The following is a 19,692-nucleotide window of genomic DNA, read 5'->3' as shown; positions in this document are numbered from 1 at the left end:
GCGATGGCGCACGCGGCCCGTCACCCGGGCGCGCTCACGGCCGCCGCGCTACGGCTGCGCGCCCGCCGCCCCGAGGTCTTCGGCGACGCGGCGACGTACACCCCGCTGGCCGCGGAGGGCCCGGCGGCGGCGCACTGCGTGGCGTTCGCGCGCTCGGAGGCCGTGGTCACGGCGGTGACCCGGCTGTCGGCGCGGCTCGCTGCGGCGGGCGGCTGGCGCGACACGGTGCTCGCGCTGCCACCGGGGCGATGGGCCGATGTGCTCGCTCCGGAGCGGGAGTTCACGGGGCACGCACGCGTGGAGGACGTTTTCGGGACGTTGCCTGCGGTGCTGTTGGAGCGGGTGGGCGAGCGCCACTAGCGGGTGCGGACCCTGAGGATCTTGGGCGAGCGCCGGACCAGGTCCTCAGGCGCCGTCCGGGCGCCCTCTGCGCGGCGGAGGCCCGGCAGGGCGGTCAGCAGAGCCCGTAGACCGTGTTCGGCCGTGAGACGGGCGAGGAGGGCGTCGGAGGAGGTGTGGCGCCCGGTGCCGTGGGCGAGCGGGGCGGGATCGGGGCGGAAGGCATCGTAGCGGTCGGGGTCGGTGAAGCGCTCCGGGTCGCGGCCGGCGGCGCCGAGGAGGCACGCGACGGTGGCCCCGGCGGGGATCACGCCCACGGGCTCGACGGCCCGGCGCAGCACGATGTGCAGCGGCGGATCGCGGCGCAGGGACTCCGCCCAGGCCCCGGCCGCGAGCCCGGGGCGGGCCCGGAGCACCTCCAACTGGCCCGGATGGTCGAGGAGGTTGGCCAGGAACGACGCGAGCGCCCGCGCGGTGGTCTCGCCGGCCGCGCCGAGCAGCGCGCCCACCAGCTTCGTGACGGCCTCGTCGGTCCGCGCGGCGCACAGGACGGACAGCAGGTCGCCGCCCGGATGGGCGCGGCGCCGGGCCGTCAACGGGCGCAAGAAGACGCCCAGTTCGGAAAGCCCGCCCCCGGAGGGGCCGAGTCCCGTGCGACACCAGCAGTGCACCCGCGCGGTCTCCTCGTACGGCAGCCCGAGCGCGGCCACGACCGTCGCGGTCGGCAGCCAGTCGCAGAACTCGGCCACCAGGTCGGCCTCCTCACACGCGGCCAGCCGACGGGCGAGGACATGGGCACCACGTTCGACGGCGGCGGTCAGGGCGGCCAGCCCGGGCCCGTCCAGCGCCCGGTCGAGGAGCCGCCCCGCTTCGGGTGGCCCATCGCCCGGCAGGGCGACGAGCCTCGGGTCGCCGAGCGCGGCGCGGACGTCGTCGTAGCGGCTGACGAGCCAGGCGCCGAAGGGCTCGTCGTACACGAGCGGGTAGTGCGTGCGGAGGGTGCGGTAGAGCGGATACGGGTCCCGTACGGCCGTCCGCAGGCTCGGTGGGCCCGGTGGACGGGCCGGGATGCCCGCGGTCCGCGTGACGAGCACGTCCGTGAGACACAGCACCGCCGTCCGCTCCCGTGGTCGTCGCTCCGCCCCGCGCCGTGGGGCGCGCGGCCGGTCCTCCGCGCCGTGCGCACACACGCGGATGCCCCCAGCCGACCACCGCACCGCGCGGGACGCAGCCCCCGTACGGCCGTACGGGTGAAGCAGGCATCCCCTGGTCCTACGGCGTACGCGGCCCGGCCGCACGCCGTAGGACCGTCCCGGCCACCGGCTCGCACCCGCGTACGACCCCGGGGTGCGTGCCGGGCGGCGGGCGTGCGGTGACGAACGGCGACGTCGGTGTTCTCGGTGCGGGGGTACGCGCGTGTGCACGACGGGGACGTCATCGGGAGTGAGCACGAGTGCTCGCGAAACCCCCTGGGGAACCCGGCCCCCTGCTGACACCAACGCCCCTACCGGCTGCCGGTAAATGCGCCTGGGCGCCCCCGGTAGCCTCCCCCACAGCCTCCTTGACAGTTCACAGAGCCCGTGAAGTACTGCGGTTGCGATGCCGGAGCTGACTAGTCGGGGGTGAGTCTCCTGCCGGAGTTGCGATACCCCAGTGTGACCGAACTGGTCTCGTCCGCAAGGGCGTTGGCCGCGCACCGGCCGGGCCTGTGCGCTCTGAGGCAGGTGGGTGTCTCCCGCGCGGGCAGGCCACTCCATCTGCTGTCCGTGGGGCACGCCCACCGCGCCGTCCTGGTGGTCGCGGGCGCCCACGCCAACGAGCCGACCGGCGGCTCCACTCTCCTCGCCCTGGCCGAACGGGTCGTACGGGAAAGGGAGTTGAGGTCGGACACCTCCTGGCACTTCCTGCTCTGCGCCGACCCGGACGGGGCGAGCCTGCATGTCACGCCGGCGCCGCGCAGCCTGCTCGACTACCACCTGGGCTTCTACCGTCCGGCCGGGCCGGAGCAGCCGGAGTGGTCGCCCTCCGTGCTGCCGCCCGACCGACTGCCGCCCGAGACACGGGCGTTGACCCGGGTGATCGACGAGCTGCGGCCCTACCTGCAGGTCACCCTGCACGGGACCGATCTGGGCGGCAGCTGGGTGCAGCTGACGAAGGACATACCGGGGCTGGCCGAGCCGTTCGCCAAGTCGGCGGCCGAGCTGCACATCCCGGTGGAGACGGGTGCCTCGGACGCGGCGGGCTGGCCCGCCTCGGGGCCCGGGGTGCATGTGATGCCGGCGCCCGGCTCGGACGTGGCGTACCCGAGCATGCCGGACGACGCCCGGCACAGCACCTGGTACCACGCGCACCGCTACGGCGGCCTCACCGCGGTCGTGGAGGTGCCGATGTGGGCGAGCGACCTGGTGGACGACCCGGCACCGCATCCCGCCCCGGCGGCGGCGATACGGCGGCTGGCGCGCCGCCTGCTGCGGGACACGCGGGAGGTGGAGTGGGTCCTCGCCGACGCGCTGCCGCGCCTCCAGGGCGTCGACACACCGCTGCTGCGGGCCGGGAAGTGGGCCCTGGAGCTGGTGCCCGGCCTGGCCGCGGACTGGATGCACACACCGCCCGCCGACACGACGATGGCGTACGTCGGCAGTGTGGACGCGTTCGGGCGCCGGCTGCCGTTGCGGGCCGCGGCGATGCTGCTGCGGGTCCTGCGGGAGACCGACGACCGCGCGGTGCCCCTGCTCGAACACCTCGTGGCGACCTGGAGCGACGCCTTCGCGGAACGCTTCCGGGCCCGCTGGGTGCCCCTGGAGCACCAGGTCGAGCATCAGTCCCGCACGGTCGTGGCGGCGGCGCTGTACGCGCGCGAGCAGGCGGGCGGATTCGGCGACGCTCCACGCGTGCGTGCCCAACGCTCGGCCTGACGCCGCCCGCCCGGCCCGTGCCTCAGGTGTCCAGCGCGAAGACCTCTCCCGTGTGCGCCGCCATGGCGCACCCGTTGGAGAACGTCCTCCTGTAGTCGACCGGACGTCCCTTCCACTCCCCGTGCGCGTGGGCGGTCACCGGGGCGTAGATCATCGGGCACATGACGCCCTCGGCCGGGATGGCGTCGATGTAGCCGCCCGCAGCGCCCAGTTCGGCGCAGGCCTCGACCGCGTGGGCGTGACCCTGGGGCGGGTCGCACAGGAGCAGCGTCCCGCGTGTGTCACTGGACCGGCTGTCGCCCCGCGTGACGGTCAGGTAGAGCCAGTCGCCCTGGACGCCGTGGCGGGGCGCGGCGGCCTGGGCCGGCGCCTGTCCGGCGGCGAGGAGGACGAGGGCGGCCAGCAGAGTGCCGTGGAGCGCGGCCGTTCTCACGATGCGTGTCTTCAGGGTGCGGGTTGTGGAGGTGCGCTTCTTCGGGACGTACGGCTTGAAGGTGGTGTTCGTCATTCCCGGTGCATCGGCACAGCGGTCTCCGTACCCCACCCCGGCTCACCCGAACGGGAGCGCACGGGCGCGTGCCGCCGGGCCAGTTCGAACGCGCTGAGCACCACGCGCGACTGGTACTCGACCTGGCGCGCGACCGAGATCCAGCGCGCGCCGCAGCCGTCGCGGTAGTCGGCGCACCACTGGTCGATCAGCCGGTCCAACTCCGGGAGCACACCGGCCGGATCGCGCCCCGAGGCGATCACGAGCTGGTACAGCAGCCCCGCCGTCCGCAGCGCCAGCCGTCGCCCCGCGATACGCAGGGCGGCCAGGTGGGCGGTGTTGAGCGGTGGCAGCGGGCGGGCGGCGCCGGTGTCGACATCGGGGTCCCACGCGTCGGCGAGCCCGGGGATCACCAGTAAATAGTCGTCGACCGGGGCGAGCAGCCGCGCCGCGTCGGACACGACGAGGGTTCGGGGACGCGTGTCGGCGGCGTCCCGCGCGGGCACTCCGACCGGGTCGGCGCCTGGCCGCGGCCAGGCGTCCCTCAGCCCGACGCCCATCCCCTCCTCCGTCGCGCCCTGCACGAACGGCCGTATCCGCGCGAGGAGTTGTTCCAGGATGCGGCTGTCGTGGCGCAGGGTGTGGCTCACGGTGCGGAGGAACGCGTCCGCGTCGGCGGGCGGTCCGTCGTTCTCGACGCCGGTCACGCCCCACATCGGCGCTTCCACGACCGCGGTCACCGTGCCGTGCCGGTGCGGGTGGTACCAGGTGGACTCGACGGCGGCCTCGGTGATGGCCGCGGCGAGGTCGCCCGGGCGTGGCGGTGGGATGCGGTAGACGGCGGGGCCGAGGCTCGGCCAGTACAGGGTGTCGTAGGGGCCGAGTTCGCGCGGGATGCCGAGGCGGGTCGCGGTGTGGGCGACGCGGCGGGCGAGGCCCGGGAGGTCGTGGGTCAGCTCCACGAAGCCGCCGCCCACGTCGACGCCGTGCAGGGAGCACTGGAGGAACGGCCGGAGTTCGTCCTGGATCTCCAACAGGGCGCGCGTTTCCGGGAGTCGGGCGCCTGCCGCGCCGTCGGGCAGCCACTCGGGCTGTTCCAGGAAGCCGGGCCGGAAGAAGTTCCGGAAGTACCGGCCGAGACTGTACGGGCCGGGCAGCCAGCCCTCGTTGCGGCGCGAGCCGTCGGGGTCGAGGCACAGCAGCAGGTTCCAGGTGGCGTCGGCGCCCTCGCTCAACCGGGGGTCGGCGAGGACCCGTTCGGCCAGCCGCAGCACCGTCGCGCCGCCCACGGGCTCGTTGGCGTGCGGTCCGGCGACCACGAGGGCCTGGCGGCTGCCGTGGCCCACGGAGAGCAGCCACAGGGGCGTACCGGCGCGGGAGGTCCCGACGCGGCGCAGCCGGGCGTCCTGGGGGCGGCGGGCGACGAGCGCGGCGGCCTGGGCGGCCAACTCGTCCACGGACGGGTAGCGGAGGAGTGGCGGCAGGGCACACCTCCACAATGGTGGTGCCGTCGGTTCACCTGGTGTGCATGGTGTACGCACAGTGAGTCACGGCGCGAGGGGTACGTCAACACCGCCGTACGGAAAGGGATTTGACGCGTCCCCCCGGTTGCCACGTCGGGTAATGCCCAGGCCAGAGGTGAGGTAGGGCTCTGTTCGGGCTCAGGTGCCGGCGAGCCGGAACGTCATCCGGCCGAAGCCGATCTGGTCGCCCTCGCGGACGACGGCCGCGCCGATCACCCGTCGGCCGTTGACCGTCGTGCCGTTGGTCGAACCGAGATCGCGCAGCACCCACATGCCGCCCTGGCGGCTGAGTTCGGCGTGCACCCGGGACACCGTCTCGTGCGTCAGGCGCAGCCCGTTGGCGGGGTCGCGGCCGATGCGCAGGGGATGTCCGTTGCCCGGGTGGGGCAGCAGCAGCTTGGGGAGCCGCTCGGCCTGCCAGGCCCTCCGGAGTCGCACGGTGAAGCCGGAGACGGCCTCCACGGTGCCGAACAGCAGCCGGGAGACACGGCTTTCGGTGGGCAGGTCGGCGGTGAGCGGCACGAGGTCCTCGGACCTGCGGGCGGCCAGTGCCAGCTCCATGCGCCGGATGAACGTGTCGTGGGACAGCCGCCCCATGGCGACGCCGTCATGGAGAAGCTTGAGCGCCTTGTCGCGCTCCGCGTCGGAGATCCGCGCGGGGTACGTGTGGAACTCGAAGGACGACGTCACGCTCGTGATTGTCGGGCAGTGAACCCCGGGTGTCCAGAAGACGCGGAAACGGGCACGCATGCGCGTGAAGATGACGACACCTGCGCCAAAGGGACGGATTCAAAAGCGGATTGATCTCGTTTGAAGCACGATGGACGGGCTACATCCCGGTGAGCAGACGAAGGGGAACCGTCCGTGCAGTTCGAGGTGTGGGCACCAGAGGCAGACCGTGTGACGCTCCATTGCGAGGGCGCCACGCGCGCGTTGGAACGCGATCCCGACCGCGTGGGGTGGTGGCGCTGCGAGGCGGAGGCGGTCGACGGCACGCGGTACGGGTTCGCGGTGGACGACGGCCCGCCGCTGCCCGACCCGCGCTCGCGCCGGCAGCCGGACGGCCCGGACGGGCTGAGCGCGGTCGTCGACCACGAGCGGTACGCGTGGCAGGCCGCGTGGTCCGGACGCCCGCTGCCCGGAGCGGTGCTCTACGAGCTGCACGTCGGCACGTACACGCCCGAGGGCACCCTGGACGCGGCCGCCGACCGGCTCGGCCATCTCGTCGAACTGGGCGTCACACACATCGAGTTGATGCCCCTGTGCCCGTTCCCGGGCCGGCACGGCTGGGGCTACGAGGGCGTCTCGCTGTGGGCCGTGCACGAGCCCTACGGCGGCCCCGAGGGACTCAAGCGGTTCGTCGACCGGGCCCACGGACTGGGCCTGGGAGTCGTGCTCGACGTGGTGCACAACCACCTTGGCCCGTCCGGGAATTACCTGCCCGCGTTCGGCCCCTACTTCACGGCCACGCACCAGACCCCCTGGGGCAGCGCGGTCAACCTGGACGCGCCCGGCTCGGACGAGGTGCGCGCGTTCCTGCTGGGCAGCGCGCTGGCGTGGCTGCGCGAGTACCGGATCGACGGGCTGCGACTGGACGCGGTGCACGCGCTGTGGGACACGCGCGCGTGCCACTTCCTGGAGGAACTGTCGTCCGCCGTCGACGCGTTGGCCGCCGAGACGGGCCGCCCGCTGTTCCTGGTCGCCGAGTCCGACCTGAACGACCCGCGCGTGGTGACTTCCCGCGCGGAGGGCGGACTCGGACTGCACGCGCAGTGGAACGACGACTTCCACCACGCCCTGCACACCGCGGTGACCGGTGAATCGCAGGGCTACTACGCGGACTTCGCGCGGGCCCCGCTCTCGGCGATCGCCAAGACGCTGACCGGTGGCTTCTTCCACGACGGCACCTATTCGAGCTTCCGGGACCGGCACCACGGCCGCCGCCTCGACCGCACGCGCGTGGCCGCGCACCGCCTCCTCGGCTACAGCCAGACCCACGACCAGATCGGCAACCGAGCCCAGGGGGACCGCCTTTCGGCGTCCCTCTCCCCCGGGCTGCTGGCCTGCGCCGCCGCGCTGACCCTGACCGGGCCCTTCACGCCGATGCTGTTCATGGGCGAGGAGTGGGCGGCGGTCACGCCCTGGCAGTTCTTCACCGACCACACCGACCCGGACCTCGCGGAGGCCGTACGGCAGGGCAGGCGACGGGAGTTCACCTCGCACGGCTGGGCCGCGGAGGACGTACCCGATCCGCAGGACCCGGCGACCCGCGACCGCTCCTGCCTCGACTGGTCGGAGCCGGAGAACGAGCCCCACGCGCGCGTGCTGGCCTGGTACCGCCGGCTCATCGCCCTCCGGCACGAACAGCCCGACCTCACGGACCCCGACCTCACCGACACGAAGGTGGCCTACGACGAGGACGCCCGCTGGCTCGCGCTGCGCCGCGGAGACGTACGCGTCGCCGTGAACCTCGGCAAGGAACCGGCCGCGATCCCCCTGGGCACGCGCCCAGCGGAGATCCTGGCCGCGTGGGAGCCGGTGGAGGCGCCGGGGGCGGACGGGTTGCTGCGGCTGCCCGGGGAGTCGTGCGTGGTGCTGGCGCAGGCGTAAACGCTTGCGCGAGCGTTTACGCGCTACAACTCCCCCTCTCCCTCCCGCAGTTCCGTCACCCGTTCCAGCAGGATCGCCTCCCAGGTGCGCCGTAACTGGGTCCTGAGGAGCGGGACGGGCCCGGCGTCGCGGCCTTTGAGGTGGTCGGCGAGGCGGACGACGGTGTCGCAGCGGGCGAGCCAGAGGCCGCGCAGGCAGGGGCGGGCGCCGTAGCCGGCGAGGGTCGCGGCGCGTACGGCGGCGGGCGAACCGACCGCCAGGGCGAGACCGGCGATGTCCTCGGCGGGGTCGCCGAGGGTCGCGTCGGTCCAGTCCAGGACGCCGCGGACCCGGCCGTCGGTGCTCACCACGAGGTGCTCGCCCTTGAGGTCGTGGTGGACGAGGACCGCGGTGCCGGGCTGGGCGGCGAGTTGGATCGCGCCGGGCTGGGTGAGCTGGTGGAGGCGTGCGCCATCGAACTCGTCGGCGGCGGCGAGGCGTTCGGCGGCCTGCTCGGCGGCGCGGCGCAGCTCCTCCAGGGAGCGCGGTGCGGCGCGCGGGATCCCGAGCGACTCGGCCTGCCGGGCGGGTACCTCGCGCAGCCCCGTGAGCAGCCCCGCCAGGTCGGCCTCGCCGACGGCGGAGACGTCCTGGTCCTCGCCGGACCGGCCGGGCACCTTGGTGTCCAGCGTGTAGCTGAGCCCCGGCGCCCACTCGCCGTGCGCCACGCTGGTCGGAACCGCGACGGGGAGATACGGCCGTACGAGGTCGCGCAGGCGCAGTTCACGGCGTTGCCGCACGGTGGCCGCACGGTTCGGGGCGAGGCGCAGGACATGGCGGGAGCCGACCCACCAGGTGGCGTGCTCGCCGCCCTCGGCGACGGGCCTGATCTCGGGTCCGGCACCGTCGGCCGTACCGTCCTTGAGCAGGGAACGGACCAGCTGGCGGACGGTGTCCGCGGTGGGTGTCGGTGCCTGGGTCATGGTCGCGCCGTCGCCGTTCGGGTGTCGGGGGCTCCTGGTCGTCGTCAGTCCACCAGGGCCATCTCGCGGTCCGTGTTGTTGAGCCGCCGCCCGCCGTCCTGGGTGACGGTGACGATGTCCTCGATGCGTACCCCGAAGCGGCCGGGCAGATAGATGCCGGGCTCCACGGAGAAGCACATCCCGGGCACGAGGGGCTGTTCCTCGCCCTCGATCATGTACGGCGGCTCGTGGGTGGTGACGCCGATGCCGTGGCCGGTGCGGTGGATGAAGTAGGGGCCGTATCCGGCGTCGTCGATGACCGCGCGGGCGGCACGGTCGACCTCCTGGCAGGCGGCTCCGGGGCGCACCGCGCGGAAACCGGCCTCCTGGGCCTCGCGGACGAGGTCGTGGACGCGCTGTTCCTCGTCGCTGGGTTCGCCGACGTGGACCGTGCGCGAGGTGTCGGAGCCGTAGCCGTCCTTGAGGCCGCCGAAGTCGAGGACGATCATGTCGCCCCGCTGGATGACGCGGTCGCCGACCTCGTGGTGCGGGTTGGCTCCGTTGGGGCCCGAGGCGACGATCGTGAAGTCGACCTGGGAGTGCCCGAACTGCCGTAGCAGATCGGCGAGGTCGGCGCCGACGTCGGACTCGCGGCGGCCGGTGAAGGGAACCTTCCGGATCTCCTCGTACGTTGCGTCTGCGGCCGCTCCGGCGGCCGCCATGAGGTCCAGCTCCGCCGTGTCCTTCACCGCCCGCATCATCGGCAGTGCGTCGGTGAGGGAGGCGTAGGAGGTGCCGGGCAGCGTCTTCTGGAGTCCGAGCAGGTGCATGGACCAGGCGTTGTCGCTGATGCCGAAGCGGCCCGTCGCGTCGAGGAGGGCGGCGGTGGCGGCGTAGGGGTCCTTGCCGTCGGTCCAGTCGCGCAGGGTGAGGGCGTCGGCGCCGGGCGCCTTGGCCGCGTCGGGGGCCTCCAGGGTGGGCACGACGAGGACCGGGGAGCGGCCGGGGGCCAGGACGAGCACGGTGAGCCGTTCGGTGACCGCAGTGGGCGCGTAGCCGGTGAGCCACACCAGGTCCGGTCCCGGGGCGACCAGGAGGCCCGCGAGACCGGCGTCGGCGGCGGCCCGCGCGGCGCGGTCCATGCGGGCCCTGTAGTCGGCGGCGGCGAAGGGCGCGGGCGTGCTACCGGTCATTCAGGCCTCCGAGGACGGACGGAACGGGGCTACGGTCAGCATCCTGCCCGGACCCGGAGGGCCACGCGAGCCGATCGGCGGGACTTCCCCGGTCCGGGCGTCGCGTCCGGTGCTGTCCGGCCGGGGATCGGCGTCACGTCGTGGGCCACCTCCGGGGCGACGCGCGACGCCGTGTCAGACGACGTACCCGGGGACCACGGTGAACTGCCGGAAGCCGCCACTGTGGTGCCGCACCGTGATCGTGACCTCGTCCCCGGGGTGGGCACGCGCGACCGCGCGCGCGAGGTCGGCCGCCGAATCGACCCGGGTGTCTCCGAACGTGAGCAGGACGTCGCCGCGGATCAGGCCGGCCGTGTAGCCGGGGCCGGGGATGTGGACGCCGACGATCAGGGCGCCCGCCTTCTCGGCGTCCACGGCCTCCACGCCGAGTGTCGCGGCGGCGGGCGTGGGCGACGGTGACGGCGTCGGGCTCGCGGAGGACGCGGGCCGGCCGGTGGGACGGATCGTCGGCGCCGGTTGCCCGGCCGCCTGGCGCTGCATCTCGGCGAGTTTGCTCATGCCGATCACCGTGGCGCCTACCGTGCCGAGCCCGACCCCCGACAGCACCAGGACGGTCCCTACGAACAGGCCGAACAGCAGGGTCATGAGCCGTCGGCCGCGGCGCCGCGCGGCGTGCGGGCGCCGGGTGGGGCCGGGCTTGGTGCCGCCGCCGGGTTCCTGACCGGGCATCGGCTTGGGACGCAACGCAGTCTGTTCCATGGATCGCCTCCGGCAGATGCTCTACCCGGCGCACCGGCGCGCGACGTGCCACGAACGAGTGAGACTGACCGAGGGTCAGGGGAGGGAAGCGGCGCACATCGCACGCGCGCGTGGCGCCCCACCTCCACGTCACCGGCCTCGCCCCCGTTCCACCAGCCGCCCCACCAACCGCGCCGCCGCGCCTCGGGGCGCTCCCCCGTACACCAGTTCCGTACGGTGCACGACGCGTGGTTCGGTGAGCGGGACGGCGACCGCGCCCGGTACCCCGGTGGCCGCCGAGCGGGGCAGCAGGGTCAGGCCGTGGCCGGCGGCGGCGAGGGCCGTGAGGACGCGGATGTCGGTGCCGTCGTAGCGGAGGGCCGGGCGGAAGGCGCCGCCGCCGTTCGCGGCGCGGAGGCGCGCGAGGGGGACGCCCGCGTCGGGGGCGTCGAGCCAGCGGGCGGCGGCGAGATCACCGAGGCGCAGGGCCGGGCGTCCAGCCAGGGGGTGGTCGTCGGGGAGCAGGACGCAGACGGGTTCCTCGGCGACGCCGTGGGTGGTCAGCGGGGCCACGTCGGGCAGCCGTAGCGGATCGTTGGGGGCCGCGATCCCGTCGACCAGGCCGAGGTCCGCGGTGCCGGTGGCCACGGCGACCGGCACCTCGTCCCGGGTGAGCACGCGTAGCGTCACGCCCGCGCGCGGGAGGGCGGCCAGGACACGGGGCCCGAGTGCGGTCGGCGCGGTGGCGAGGGTGAGTCCGCGTTCGGGTGCGGCGGCCATCCGGACGACGTCCGCGCGGGCGGCGTCCAGGCGCAGCAGCAGTGGGGCCGCGTGTTCGAGGAGCCGCTCACCCGCCGAAGTGGGCGTGACCGGGCGGCGGGTGAGCAGCGGGGCGCCGAGGTCCTGTTCCAGGGCGGCGATGTGCTGGGACACCGCGGACTGGGTGTAGCCCAGCTCGCGCGCGGCCTCCGAGAAGGAGGCGAGCCGGGCCACGGTGACATACGTACGCAGGAGGTGCGGGTCCACGGAGGACAGCATCCCATCAGTTCTGCTTATCGAGAGAGCAGTAATCATCGTTGGACGTGAACACCGGGTCGCGCCCAGGATGAACGGCATGACGAACACCGCAGATCGGACCGCTCGCACCGCCCGTATCGCCCTGGTCGGCGACCGCTCCCCCAACGTCGTCTCGCACTCCCGCCTCCCGCTCATCCTCGACGCCCTCGCCGAGCGCGACCGGCTCGTCCTCGACGCCTACTGGATCCCGTCCGAGGACGCCGAGGCACCGGACGCGGTGCGCGGGTTCGACGCCGTGTGGGTGCTGCCGGGCAGTCCCTACCGCAGCGAGGCCGGTGTCCTGTCCGCGATCCGTACCGCGCGCGTGGAGGGCATTCCGTTCCTCGGCACCTGCGGCGGTTTCCAGCACGCGCTCCTGGAGTACGCCCGTGACGTGTGCGGGCTGACCCGGGTCGCGCACGCCGAGAACGACCCCGATGCCGAGGACCTCCTCGTCGAACCGCTGGCCTGCTCCCTCGTCGGCCACGAGGCCGCCGTCACGATCGAACCGGGCTCGCTCGCCGAGTCCGCGATCGGCTCGGAGCGCACGGTCGAGCGCTACTTCTGCTCCTACGGCCCGACCCGCCACCTCGACACCCTGCGCGCGCACGGCCTGCGCTTCTCCGGCCATGACGAGGACGGCCACGTCCGGATCGCCGAACTCCCCGGCCACCCCTTCTTCCTCGCCACCCTCTTCCAGCCGGAACTGGCCGGCGACGGCTCGCGCCCGCATCCGGTGGTGCGGGCGCTGGCGCGAGCCGCGGTCGCCCACGCGGGCCAGGTGGAACGTCAGCCGTCCTGACCCGCCGCGGGTTCTCCCGCTCAGCCGAACGGCAGCGCCGGCACCCGATCAGGAACGAACCCGTGTGAACGCCTCGCCAGGTACGCGGACTTGTAGCGGTCGACCTCGCGGTGCCAGTTCAGGATGCCCGCCATCCAGTGCTGGAGGTCGGTCACATAGCCCGTCATGATGTCGCGTGCCTCGTCCGAGAGGTCGAAGTCGTCGTAGACGATGGGCAGTTCGTTCGCGGCGACGTGTTCGAACTGGTGCATGCGCTGGGTCATCAGGTCGTGGACGACGCCGAGTGCGGTCGGGTAGTCGATGCCGAAGAAGTTCTGCACGACGAGGATCGCGTTGTGGACCTCGCCCTCGTACTCGATCTCCTTCTGGTACGAGAAGATGTCGTTGAGGAGCATGGCGTAGTCGATGGCCGCGTTCTCCAGGGCGCGGACGGGGCCGGTTCGGTAGACCTCGGGCGGGACCTTCGGGCCGTGGCCCATGCGGCACAGGCTGAGAGTGAGGTCCGAGCCGAAGGTGGCGCGGCGCATCTCCAGGTAGTCGATCGGGTCGGGGATGCGGTGCTGGATCTGGTTGGCCAGTTCCCAGACCCAGCTCTCGGTCATCGTGTTGATCGCGGTCTTCAGGGTGCGCCGGTCGTCCAGGGGCATCTCGGCGGTCGTGAGGGTCCACAGGTCGATGAGCCCGCGCTCCATGCCGTTGACCGGCACGATGACCGCCGGTCCCTCGATGGGCATGCAGTCCGAGAGGCGGGCCGTGGTGATGCGGGCGGCGGCGAGGTCGCCGCGGATGCCGTAGACGAGGGGGTAGTAGTCGTCGCCGTAGGTGCCCCAGGCGAGCCAGCGGGAGCTGAGGTCGAGGGCCGCCTCGGTGGCGTCCGGGTCGATGCCCGCGGAGCAGAGCGGGAGGTCGGCGGCGGCGAGTTTCTCCTCGTCCCAGACGCCCTCCTCCAGGATGCCCATGGCGTGCGACCAGTCGACGAGGCGGTGCCGGGCGCCGTCCAGGTGCGGGCTGAGTTCGACCTCGAACGGCATGTAGAAGTCGGGGAGTCGGGAGGGGCCGACCTTCTGGAAGGGGACGTGCGTGTAGGCGCGCAGCCGTTCGGCGCCGGCCGCGGCGAGCAGGGCGCCGATGTCGGCGGCGGAGGTGCCGATGCCGGTCGGGCCGTTCAACGGCGAGTTGTCGAGGGCGCCTTCGTTCATGTAGCGGCTGGAGCGCAGGTGCCACTCGTGGCCGCCGGACTGCCAGTCCTGCAACCCCTGGGCGTAGGCGGCGACGGCCCTGACCTCGTCCGGGGTGAGACCTTTCTCCAGGGCCACGGCGGGCACTTCGGTGAACGCGGTGTGCTCGAACTGGTGGAGCCGGGAGGTGAGGACGTCGTTGACGGTGTCGGCGGCCTCCTGGGTGGTGCAGCCGAAGAAGGTCTCCAGGACGAGCACGCCGTTGCTCAACTCGCCCTCGTCCTCGACCTCCCGCTGGTAGGAGAAGAGGTCGTTGCGCAGGTGGACGCCGTCGGAGAAGGTCTCCATCAGCACCCGCAGCGGCCGCTCCTCGGCCACGGACGCGGGCACCTCGGCGGTCGCGTACTCCACCAGCCCCGCCGACCAGGGCGCGCCGCCCACCTTGCGGCGCATCTCGATGTACTCGACGGGGTTGGCGACCCGTCCCTCGTTGATGTTGGACAGCTCCCACAGGGACTCGTTGAGCAGATGCTCGGTGGAGACGGCGAAGCGGCGGCGCCAGTCGACGGACATCGAGGGCACGGTGCGCGCCCACAGGTCGGCGAGCCCCGCCTCGACCGGATTCTCCGGCTCCGGTACGGGAGTCGAGAGGTCGAGCGGCATGAACAGCGGCAGCCGGTCCAGGTAGGCCTTGCCGCCGGCGCGGTCCTGGCTGCGTTTGAAGGTCTCCAGGAAGTGGTCGTCGAAGAAGAACACCCACACGTACCAGTCGGTGATCAGCGACAGGGCGGGCCCGTCGCAGTCGGGGTGGGTGTAGGCGCAGAGCAGGCCGTAGTCGTGCGCGTCGAGGTCGGCCTGCTCCCAGATCCCGGAGCCCTCCAGCATGCCCATCTCGCGGGCCCACACGGAGGAGTGGGCGCGGGCCTCGTCCAGATGCGGGTTGAGGCGCGCGGGATACGGCATGTAGAAGTGCGGGAGTTCGAACGGCTGGGTCATGGCCGGGCCCTACCCGTGGCTCCCAACGGCCATCCCGGGCAGGGGACATGATCACACCATCGCGTGAATCAGGAGTGAACCCATGAGTTTCGCCCGCGTCTTGTGACGTTCACTTCTACGCGCGCAGACTACGGGGGTTCACGTGTCCCCTCCCTTGGCCGGAGTCCCGATGAACCACTCCCGAACCTTCTCCCGCCGCGCCACGCTCGCCTCCCTGGCCGGGGCGGCGCTGGCCGGTACCGCCACGCTGCGCGCGTCGGCGTCCGAGCGGTACGGGCGGACCGTACGGTTCGCCACGTTCAACGCCTCGCTGAACCGCGCCACGCAGGGCGCGCTGGTCACGGACCTGTCGACACCCGACAACGCCCAGGCGCAGAACGTCGCCGAGACCATCCAGCGGGTGAACCCGGACATCCTGCTGATCAACGAGTTCGACTACGTGGAGGGCGGCGGAGCGGTCCGCCTGTTCCTCGACAACTACCTGTCCCGGGGCCACAACGGCGCCCGCCCGATCCACTTCCCGCACCACTTCACCGGCCCGGTGAACACGGGCGTCCCCTCGGGCGTCGACCTCGACGGCAAGAACGGCGTGGTGACGACGCCGGGTTCGGACGCCTACGGACAGGACGCGTTCGGCTACGGCTTCTTCCCGGGCCAGTACGGCATGGTCGTCCTCTCCAAGTTCCCGATCGACACGCGCGCGGTGCGCACCTTCCAGCACTTCCTGTGGAAGGACATGCCAGGCAACGTGATCCCGCCGGGCTACTACAGCGACGCGGCCCGCGCGATCCTGCGGCTCTCCTCCAAGAGCCACTGGGACGTGCCGGTCCGGCTCGGCCACGAGACCGTGCACTTCCTGGTCTCCCACCCGACGCCGCCCACCTTCGACGGCACGGAGGACCGCAACGGCCGCCGCAACCACGACGAGATCCGCCTGTGGGCCGACTACATCGGCGGCCACGCGCGCAGCGCCTATCTGTACGACGACAAGGGCGTCCGGGGCGGTCTGCGGCCGGGCTCGCGCTTCGTGATCGCGGGCGACCAGAACGCCGACCCCTACGACGGCGACAGCTACGACCACGCCGTACGGCAGTTCCTCGACCACCCGGCGATCAACCTCCCCGCCAAGCCGCCGGCGAGCGCGGGCGGGGTCGAGGCCGCGAAGCTCCAGGGCGGCGCGAACGTCGGCCAGATCGGCGACCCGGCCTACGACACGGGCGACTTCGGCGACACGGCCCCCGGCAATCTGCGCGTGGACCACGTCCTGCCGTCCAAGGGCCTGCTCCCCGGCCGCAACGGCGTGTTCTGGCCGACCTCGGACGACCCGCTGTACCGCCTGGTCGGCGACGGCACCACGGTCGTCACGTCTGACCACCGGATGGTGTGGCAGGACGTGCGGCTGGGCTAGGCGTGCGCACCGCGCTGCCCACCCGGGTGCGCAGCGCCACGAACTCCGGCAGTCCCCGCGTGCCGATCTGGTCGCGGGGGCAGGGGAGTTCGACCGGCAGGTCCAACGCCACCTTCGCGCCCGGGCCCGGCGACAGGACGACGACGCGGTCGCCGACGTAAACGCTTTCGTCGATGTCGTGGGTGACGAAGACGATCGTCGTGCGGTCCGCGCGGTGCACCTCCAGGAGGAGGTCCTCCAGGTCCTCGCGGGTCTGGGCGTCGAGGGAGCCGAAGGGTTCGTCCATCAGCAGCAGGGAGGGGCGGCAGACCAGGGCGCGGGCGATGGCCACGCGCTGCTGCATACCGCCGGAGAGTTGCCAGGGGTGGCGGCGGGCGGCGGCGGTCAGGCCGACGCGGTCCAGGATGCGTTCCGCCTCGGCGCGCCGCTCGGCCCGGCGCAGGCCCTGACGGCGCAGCGGCAGGGCGACGTTGTCGCGGACGGTGAGCCAGGGCAGCAGCGAGCGGCCGTAGTCCTGGAAGACCACGGCCAGGCGGTCGGGTACGCCGGTGACGGGCGTGTCGTCGATCGTGATCGTGCCCTCGGGCGCGGGTAGCAGTCCGGCGACAGTGCGCAGCAGCGTGGACTTGCCGCAGCCCGACGGGCCCACCACGCACAGGAGTTGAGCGTCCGGCACGGTGAGGCTGATGTCGCGCAGGACGGGCTGGTCGCCGTAGTGCTGGCTGAGGGAGTCGAGGCGGAGCATCGCGGTCGGTCACCTGGCCCAGGGTTCGGTGTAGAGCACGCCCTGGCCGGCGGCGACCCGGAGGTACAGCAGGTGCGGGCCGCCCTCGTCGGGCAGGTGGAGGGTGCGGTCCAGGACTTCGGGGAGTACGGCGGGGTCGTCGACGTAGGTCGCCGGGCAGCCGAAGGACCGGGCCAGGCCGACGAAGTCGACGCCTTCGATGTCGGTGCCGGGGACCGGGGTGATGCCGATGCGGCGGCCCAGGGCGCGGACGGCCGCGTAGCCGCCGTTGTCGAGGACGACATAGGTGACCGGCGCCCGGTGCCGGGCCGCGGTCCACAGGGCCTGTACCGAGTAGAGGGCGGAGCCGTCGCCGAGCACGCAGACGACCCGGCGCCGGTCGGCGAGCGCGCGGCCGACGGCGAGCGGCAGGCCCCAGCCGAGGGCTCCGCTGCCCGTGGTGAGGAAGCCTCCGGAGCTGTCGACGGGCACGCGCGCGTGGAGGGCGTCCCGGTGGCTGGGGGCCTCCTCGACGAGGACGCGGTCGCGGGGCAGCCGGGTGCGGAGGTGGTCGAGGACCAGTTCGGCGGTGAGGCCCGCACCCGGTTCGGGCGGCGCGGGAGCCGGGCGGGGTGGCGGCGGTTCGCGGTTGGTCGTCTTCAGCAGGGAGGTGAGGTGGGCGAGGGCGGGCTTGAGGGTGGTGACGATGCTGGTGCCGGTGGGCAGCCAGGCGGCCTGCGCCGGGTCGCAGTCCAGGTGGTGGAGTTCGGTACCAGGGTGGAGGAGCGGTCCACCGTCGTCGAAGTGGTAGGTGAAGACGGGCGCGCCGAGGGCCACGACGACGTCGTACGGCCGTAGCCGCGCGGCCAGTTGGCCGGCGACGGGTGGCAGGAAGCCCTGGAAGAGAGGGTGGGACTCGGGAAAGCCGGAGCGGCCGGAGAGGGGGCTGATCCAGACGGCGGCGCGGGTGCGCTCGGCCAGGGCGCGGACCTCGGGGAGGGCGTCCTCGTCGTCGACGCCGGGGCCGACGACCAGTGCGGGGCGGGTGCAGTCGTCCAGTCGGGCCGCGAGGGCGGACAGGGCGTGCGGGTCGGCGGTGAAGCCGGTGTGCACGGTGCGTGGTTCGACGGGTCGCGCCGGTTGGTCCCAGTCGTCCTCGGGGACGGAGACGAACACCGGTCCGCGTGGGGGCGTCATCGCGATGCGGTGGGCCTCGGCGACGACGGCGGGGACGTCGGCGGCACGCTCCGGCTGGTGGGCGAACTTGACGTAGGGGCGCGGGAATTCGGCCGGCCGGTCGGCGCCGAGGAACGGGCGCAGCTGAAGCAGGGAGCGTGCCTGCTGGCCCGCGAGGATCACCAACGGGACGCGGTCGCGGTGGGCGTTGAAGACGGCGCCGAGCGCGTGACCGACACCGCCGGCCGAGTGCAGGCTCACGAACGCGGCGCGGCGGGTGCCCAGCGCGTGGCCCGCGGCCATGGCGACGGCCGTGGACTCCTGGAGACCGAGGACGTACGTGAAGTCGTCGGGCCAGTCGCGGAACATGCGCAGTTCGGTGGAGCCCGGGTTGCCGAAGACCGTGGTCATCCCGGTGTCGCGGAGGAACTGGACGACGGCGTCCAGGACGGTTCCCTTCATGTGGCCCTTCCCTTGCGGCTTTCCCTGCGGCTTCCTTCGTGGTCTCCCTTGCCGGTGAGCCGTCTCTCGGCCGCCAGCAGGCCTGTGTTGAGCAGATACCCCAGGGCGCCGAGCAGGACCAGTACCGCCCACACGGTCAGCAGGTCGGAGCGCGACTGGGCGTCGGTGAGCGCGAAGCCGATGCCGTTCGCGGTGCCCGGCAGCAGCTCGGAGAAGACCATGAGAATGAGGCAGAGCGACAGGCTGAGGCGCAGACCGGCGAAGATGCGGGGCAGCGCGGAGGGCAGCAGCAGGAACCACAGGCGTTCGGCCGGGGTCAGGCGCAGTACGGCGGCGACGTCGACCCGGAGCGGGTCGACGTCACGGGCTCCCTCGGCGGTGTTGATCAGCACCGGCCAGACAGCGCTGAACACGATCGACGCGAGCTGCATCGGCGTACCGAAGTCGAACACGACGACGAACACCGGCACGAGCGCGGGCGGCGGCACGGCGCGGGCGAACTGGAGCACCGGGTCGCAGAGGGCGTAGGCCCGACGCGAACGCCCGACCGCGAGGCCGAGGGCGACCCCGGCGACGGCGGCGAGCACGAAGCCCGCGGACATCCGGCCGAGGCTGGGCAGGATGGTGTCGACGGCGGCCGTGGTGAGAAAAGCGTGCCCGACCGGTCCCGAGAACCACAGGTCGTAGGCGTGGCGCGCGATACGGGCCGGGGGTGGGAAATAGACGCTGCCGTGCGCGAGGGCGGCCAACTGCCAAGCGGCCAGGGCGAGTACGAGGACCAGCCAGCGCAGGAGGGCACCGCGGGCGAGGTGTGCGGCAGTGCCGGCCACGTGGGCGGTTCGGCCCACCGCGCCGTGGTCTGCGGAGCGGCGCGACGCACGGGTCGGCGCCCCGCTCACGTCGACGCCCCGCCGTCGGCGGCCTCGCCGCCGCGTTCCGGCGGACGACCGGTGGAGCCGCCCGGCGGTGCGGCACCGGGCGCGTCCGCACCGGCGTCGTCCGGCCCACTCCGGCTCCCTGAAGCCGACCCGGTCGGCCCCACGCCGCCGGAACCGCCCGGCTGTGCGACGCCGTGCCCGTCCCGGCCGAACCTCGTCCACGCCCCGAGGCCGCCCTGAGCGCTCGCCCCCGCCACACTCGGCTC

16 protein-coding genes and 2 pseudogenes are annotated in these 19,692 nt (G+C 73.2%); 5 read left to right on the top strand and 13 right to left on the bottom strand.

Annotation, left to right across the window (positions count from 1 at the left end):
• Window positions 1-360: pseudogene (locus AC31A1_RS24790) on the top strand (malto-oligosyltrehalose synthase); the annotation flags it as partial.
• On the opposite strand, the gene AC31A1_RS24785 reads toward AC31A1_RS24790, so the two are convergent.
• Window positions 357-1,451: a cytochrome P450 family protein gene (locus tag AC31A1_RS24785; RefSeq protein WP_489655432.1), complete on the bottom strand. Its 1,095-nt coding sequence runs from the start codon at window positions 1,449-1,451 to the stop codon at window positions 357-359. The pseudogene AC31A1_RS24790 and the gene AC31A1_RS24785 sit on opposite strands and share 4 nt — an antisense overlap.
• Before the next feature lie 510 nt (window positions 1,452-1,961).
• Between AC31A1_RS24785 and AC31A1_RS24780 the strand changes: the two genes are divergently transcribed.
• Complete coding sequence (locus tag AC31A1_RS24780) at window positions 1,962-3,254, top strand: M14 family zinc carboxypeptidase (RefSeq protein WP_489655431.1); 1,293 nt, start codon at window positions 1,962-1,964, stop codon at window positions 3,252-3,254.
• A 22-nt stretch (window positions 3,255-3,276) separates the two neighbouring features.
• Here the strand turns inward: AC31A1_RS24780 and AC31A1_RS24775 are convergent, their stop codons facing one another.
• From AC31A1_RS24775 to AC31A1_RS24765, 3 genes are all read right to left on the bottom strand, one after another.
• Window positions 3,277-3,762, bottom strand: a complete 486-nt coding sequence (locus AC31A1_RS24775; RefSeq protein ID WP_489655430.1) for a subtilase-type protease inhibitor — start codon at window positions 3,760-3,762, stop codon at window positions 3,277-3,279.
• The gene (locus AC31A1_RS24770) at window positions 3,759-5,198 is read right to left on the bottom strand and encodes a M14 family zinc carboxypeptidase (protein ID WP_489655429.1); all 1,440 of its coding nucleotides are present in this window, start codon (window positions 5,196-5,198) and stop codon (window positions 3,759-3,761) included. Before AC31A1_RS24770 ends, AC31A1_RS24775 begins: the two co-directional genes overlap by 4 nt.
• A 204-nt stretch (window positions 5,199-5,402) precedes the next feature.
• Window positions 5,403-5,954, bottom strand: coding sequence for an FHA domain-containing protein (locus tag AC31A1_RS24765; protein ID WP_489655428.1), 552 nt, complete (start codon window positions 5,952-5,954; stop codon window positions 5,403-5,405).
• A gap of 174 nt (window positions 5,955-6,128) precedes the next feature.
• Here AC31A1_RS24765 and treZ point away from each other — a divergent pair, with 174 nt between their 5' ends.
• A complete protein-coding gene (gene treZ, locus AC31A1_RS24760; RefSeq protein ID WP_489655427.1) occupies window positions 6,129-7,874 on the top strand; it encodes a malto-oligosyltrehalose trehalohydrolase in 1,746 nt (581 codons plus the stop codon).
• A 23-nt stretch (window positions 7,875-7,897) separates the two neighbouring features.
• Here treZ and AC31A1_RS24755 read toward each other — a convergent pair whose 3' ends face one another.
• The 4 genes from AC31A1_RS24755 to AC31A1_RS24740 form a co-directional block, all read right to left on the bottom strand.
• Complete coding sequence (locus AC31A1_RS24755) at window positions 7,898-8,836, bottom strand: phosphotransferase family protein (RefSeq protein WP_489655426.1); 939 nt, start codon at window positions 8,834-8,836, stop codon at window positions 7,898-7,900.
• Between the two features lie 44 nt (window positions 8,837-8,880).
• Window positions 8,881-10,008 (bottom strand): M24 family metallopeptidase, encoded by a 1,128-nt coding sequence (locus AC31A1_RS24750; RefSeq protein WP_489655425.1) that lies wholly within the window; start codon window positions 10,006-10,008, stop codon window positions 8,881-8,883.
• Window positions 10,009-10,182: 174 nt separating this feature from the next.
• Entirely contained in the window at window positions 10,183-10,767 is a 585-nt protein-coding gene (locus AC31A1_RS24745; protein ID WP_489655424.1) for a PDZ domain-containing protein, read from the bottom strand.
• Window positions 10,768-10,896: 129 nt separating this feature from the next.
• The gene (locus AC31A1_RS24740) at window positions 10,897-11,772 is read right to left on the bottom strand and encodes a LysR family transcriptional regulator (RefSeq protein WP_489655423.1); all 876 of its coding nucleotides are present in this window, start codon (window positions 11,770-11,772) and stop codon (window positions 10,897-10,899) included.
• An 88-nt stretch (window positions 11,773-11,860) separates the two neighbouring features.
• Between AC31A1_RS24740 and AC31A1_RS24735 the strand changes: the two genes are divergently transcribed.
• Window positions 11,861-12,604, top strand: coding sequence for a CTP synthase C-terminal region-related (seleno)protein (locus AC31A1_RS24735; protein ID WP_489655422.1), 744 nt, complete (start codon window positions 11,861-11,863; stop codon window positions 12,602-12,604).
• A 20-nt stretch (window positions 12,605-12,624) separates the two neighbouring features.
• Here the strand turns inward: AC31A1_RS24735 and cyc2 are convergent, their stop codons facing one another.
• On the bottom strand, window positions 12,625-14,778 hold the full coding sequence (gene cyc2 / locus AC31A1_RS24730; protein ID WP_489655421.1) for a germacradienol/geosmin synthase Cyc2: 2,154 nt from the start codon (window positions 14,776-14,778) through the stop codon (window positions 12,625-12,627).
• Window positions 14,779-14,947: 169 nt separating this feature from the next.
• Between cyc2 and AC31A1_RS24725 the strand changes: the two genes are divergently transcribed.
• The gene (locus AC31A1_RS24725; protein WP_489655420.1) at window positions 14,948-16,186 is read left to right on the top strand and encodes an endonuclease/exonuclease/phosphatase family protein; all 1,239 of its coding nucleotides are present in this window, start codon (window positions 14,948-14,950) and stop codon (window positions 16,184-16,186) included.
• Here AC31A1_RS24725 and AC31A1_RS24720 read toward each other — a convergent pair.
• From AC31A1_RS24720 to AC31A1_RS24705, 4 genes and pseudogenes are all read right to left on the bottom strand, one after another.
• Window positions 16,140-16,931 carry an ABC transporter ATP-binding protein gene (locus AC31A1_RS24720; protein ID WP_489655419.1) on the bottom strand — a complete coding sequence of 264 codons (792 nt, stop codon included), beginning with the start codon at window positions 16,929-16,931 and terminating at the stop codon, window positions 16,140-16,142. The two genes, AC31A1_RS24725 and AC31A1_RS24720, sit on opposite strands and share 47 nt — an antisense overlap.
• Window positions 16,932-16,940: 9 nt before the next feature.
• A complete protein-coding gene (gene mdlC, locus AC31A1_RS24715) occupies window positions 16,941-18,548 on the bottom strand; it encodes a benzoylformate decarboxylase (protein WP_489655418.1) in 1,608 nt (535 codons plus the stop codon).
• Window positions 18,545-19,396 (bottom strand): ABC transporter permease, encoded by an 852-nt coding sequence (locus AC31A1_RS24710; protein WP_489655417.1) that lies wholly within the window; start codon window positions 19,394-19,396, stop codon window positions 18,545-18,547. Before AC31A1_RS24710 ends, mdlC begins: the two co-directional genes overlap by 4 nt.
• 47 nt (window positions 19,397-19,443) lie before the next feature.
• Window positions 19,444-19,692 (bottom strand): annotated as a pseudogene (locus AC31A1_RS24705) (ABC transporter permease); the annotation flags it as partial.

Source organism: Streptomyces sp. P5F9, assembly GCF_057961495.1.
This window is presented reverse-complemented; position numbering and strand designations above follow the sequence as displayed.

What these genes read in the sequence shown, in the direction of transcription:
- AC31A1_RS24775 (WP_489655430.1), bottom strand. Translation starts at nt 3,762, where the DNA reads ATGACGAACACCACCTTCAAGCCGTACGTCCCGAAGAAGCGCACCTCC.
- AC31A1_RS24755 (WP_489655426.1), bottom strand. Translation starts at nt 8,836, where the DNA reads ATGACCCAGGCACCGACACCCACCGCGGACACCGTCCGCCAGCTGGTC.
- AC31A1_RS24750 (WP_489655425.1), bottom strand. Translation starts at nt 10,008, where the DNA reads ATGACCGGTAGCACGCCCGCGCCCTTCGCCGCCGCCGACTACAGGGCC.
- AC31A1_RS24745 (WP_489655424.1), bottom strand. Translation starts at nt 10,767, where the DNA reads ATGGAACAGACTGCGTTGCGTCCCAAGCCGATGCCCGGTCAGGAACCC.
- AC31A1_RS24735 (WP_489655422.1), top strand. Translation starts at nt 11,861, where the DNA reads ATGACGAACACCGCAGATCGGACCGCTCGCACCGCCCGTATCGCCCTG.
- cyc2 (WP_489655421.1), bottom strand. Translation starts at nt 14,778, where the DNA reads ATGACCCAGCCGTTCGAACTCCCGCACTTCTACATGCCGTATCCCGCG.
- AC31A1_RS24725 (WP_489655420.1), top strand. Translation starts at nt 14,948, where the DNA reads ATGAACCACTCCCGAACCTTCTCCCGCCGCGCCACGCTCGCCTCCCTG.
- AC31A1_RS24720 (WP_489655419.1), bottom strand. Translation starts at nt 16,931, where the DNA reads ATGCTCCGCCTCGACTCCCTCAGCCAGCACTACGGCGACCAGCCCGTC.
- mdlC (WP_489655418.1), bottom strand. Translation starts at nt 18,548, where the DNA reads ATGAAGGGAACCGTCCTGGACGCCGTCGTCCAGTTCCTCCGCGACACC.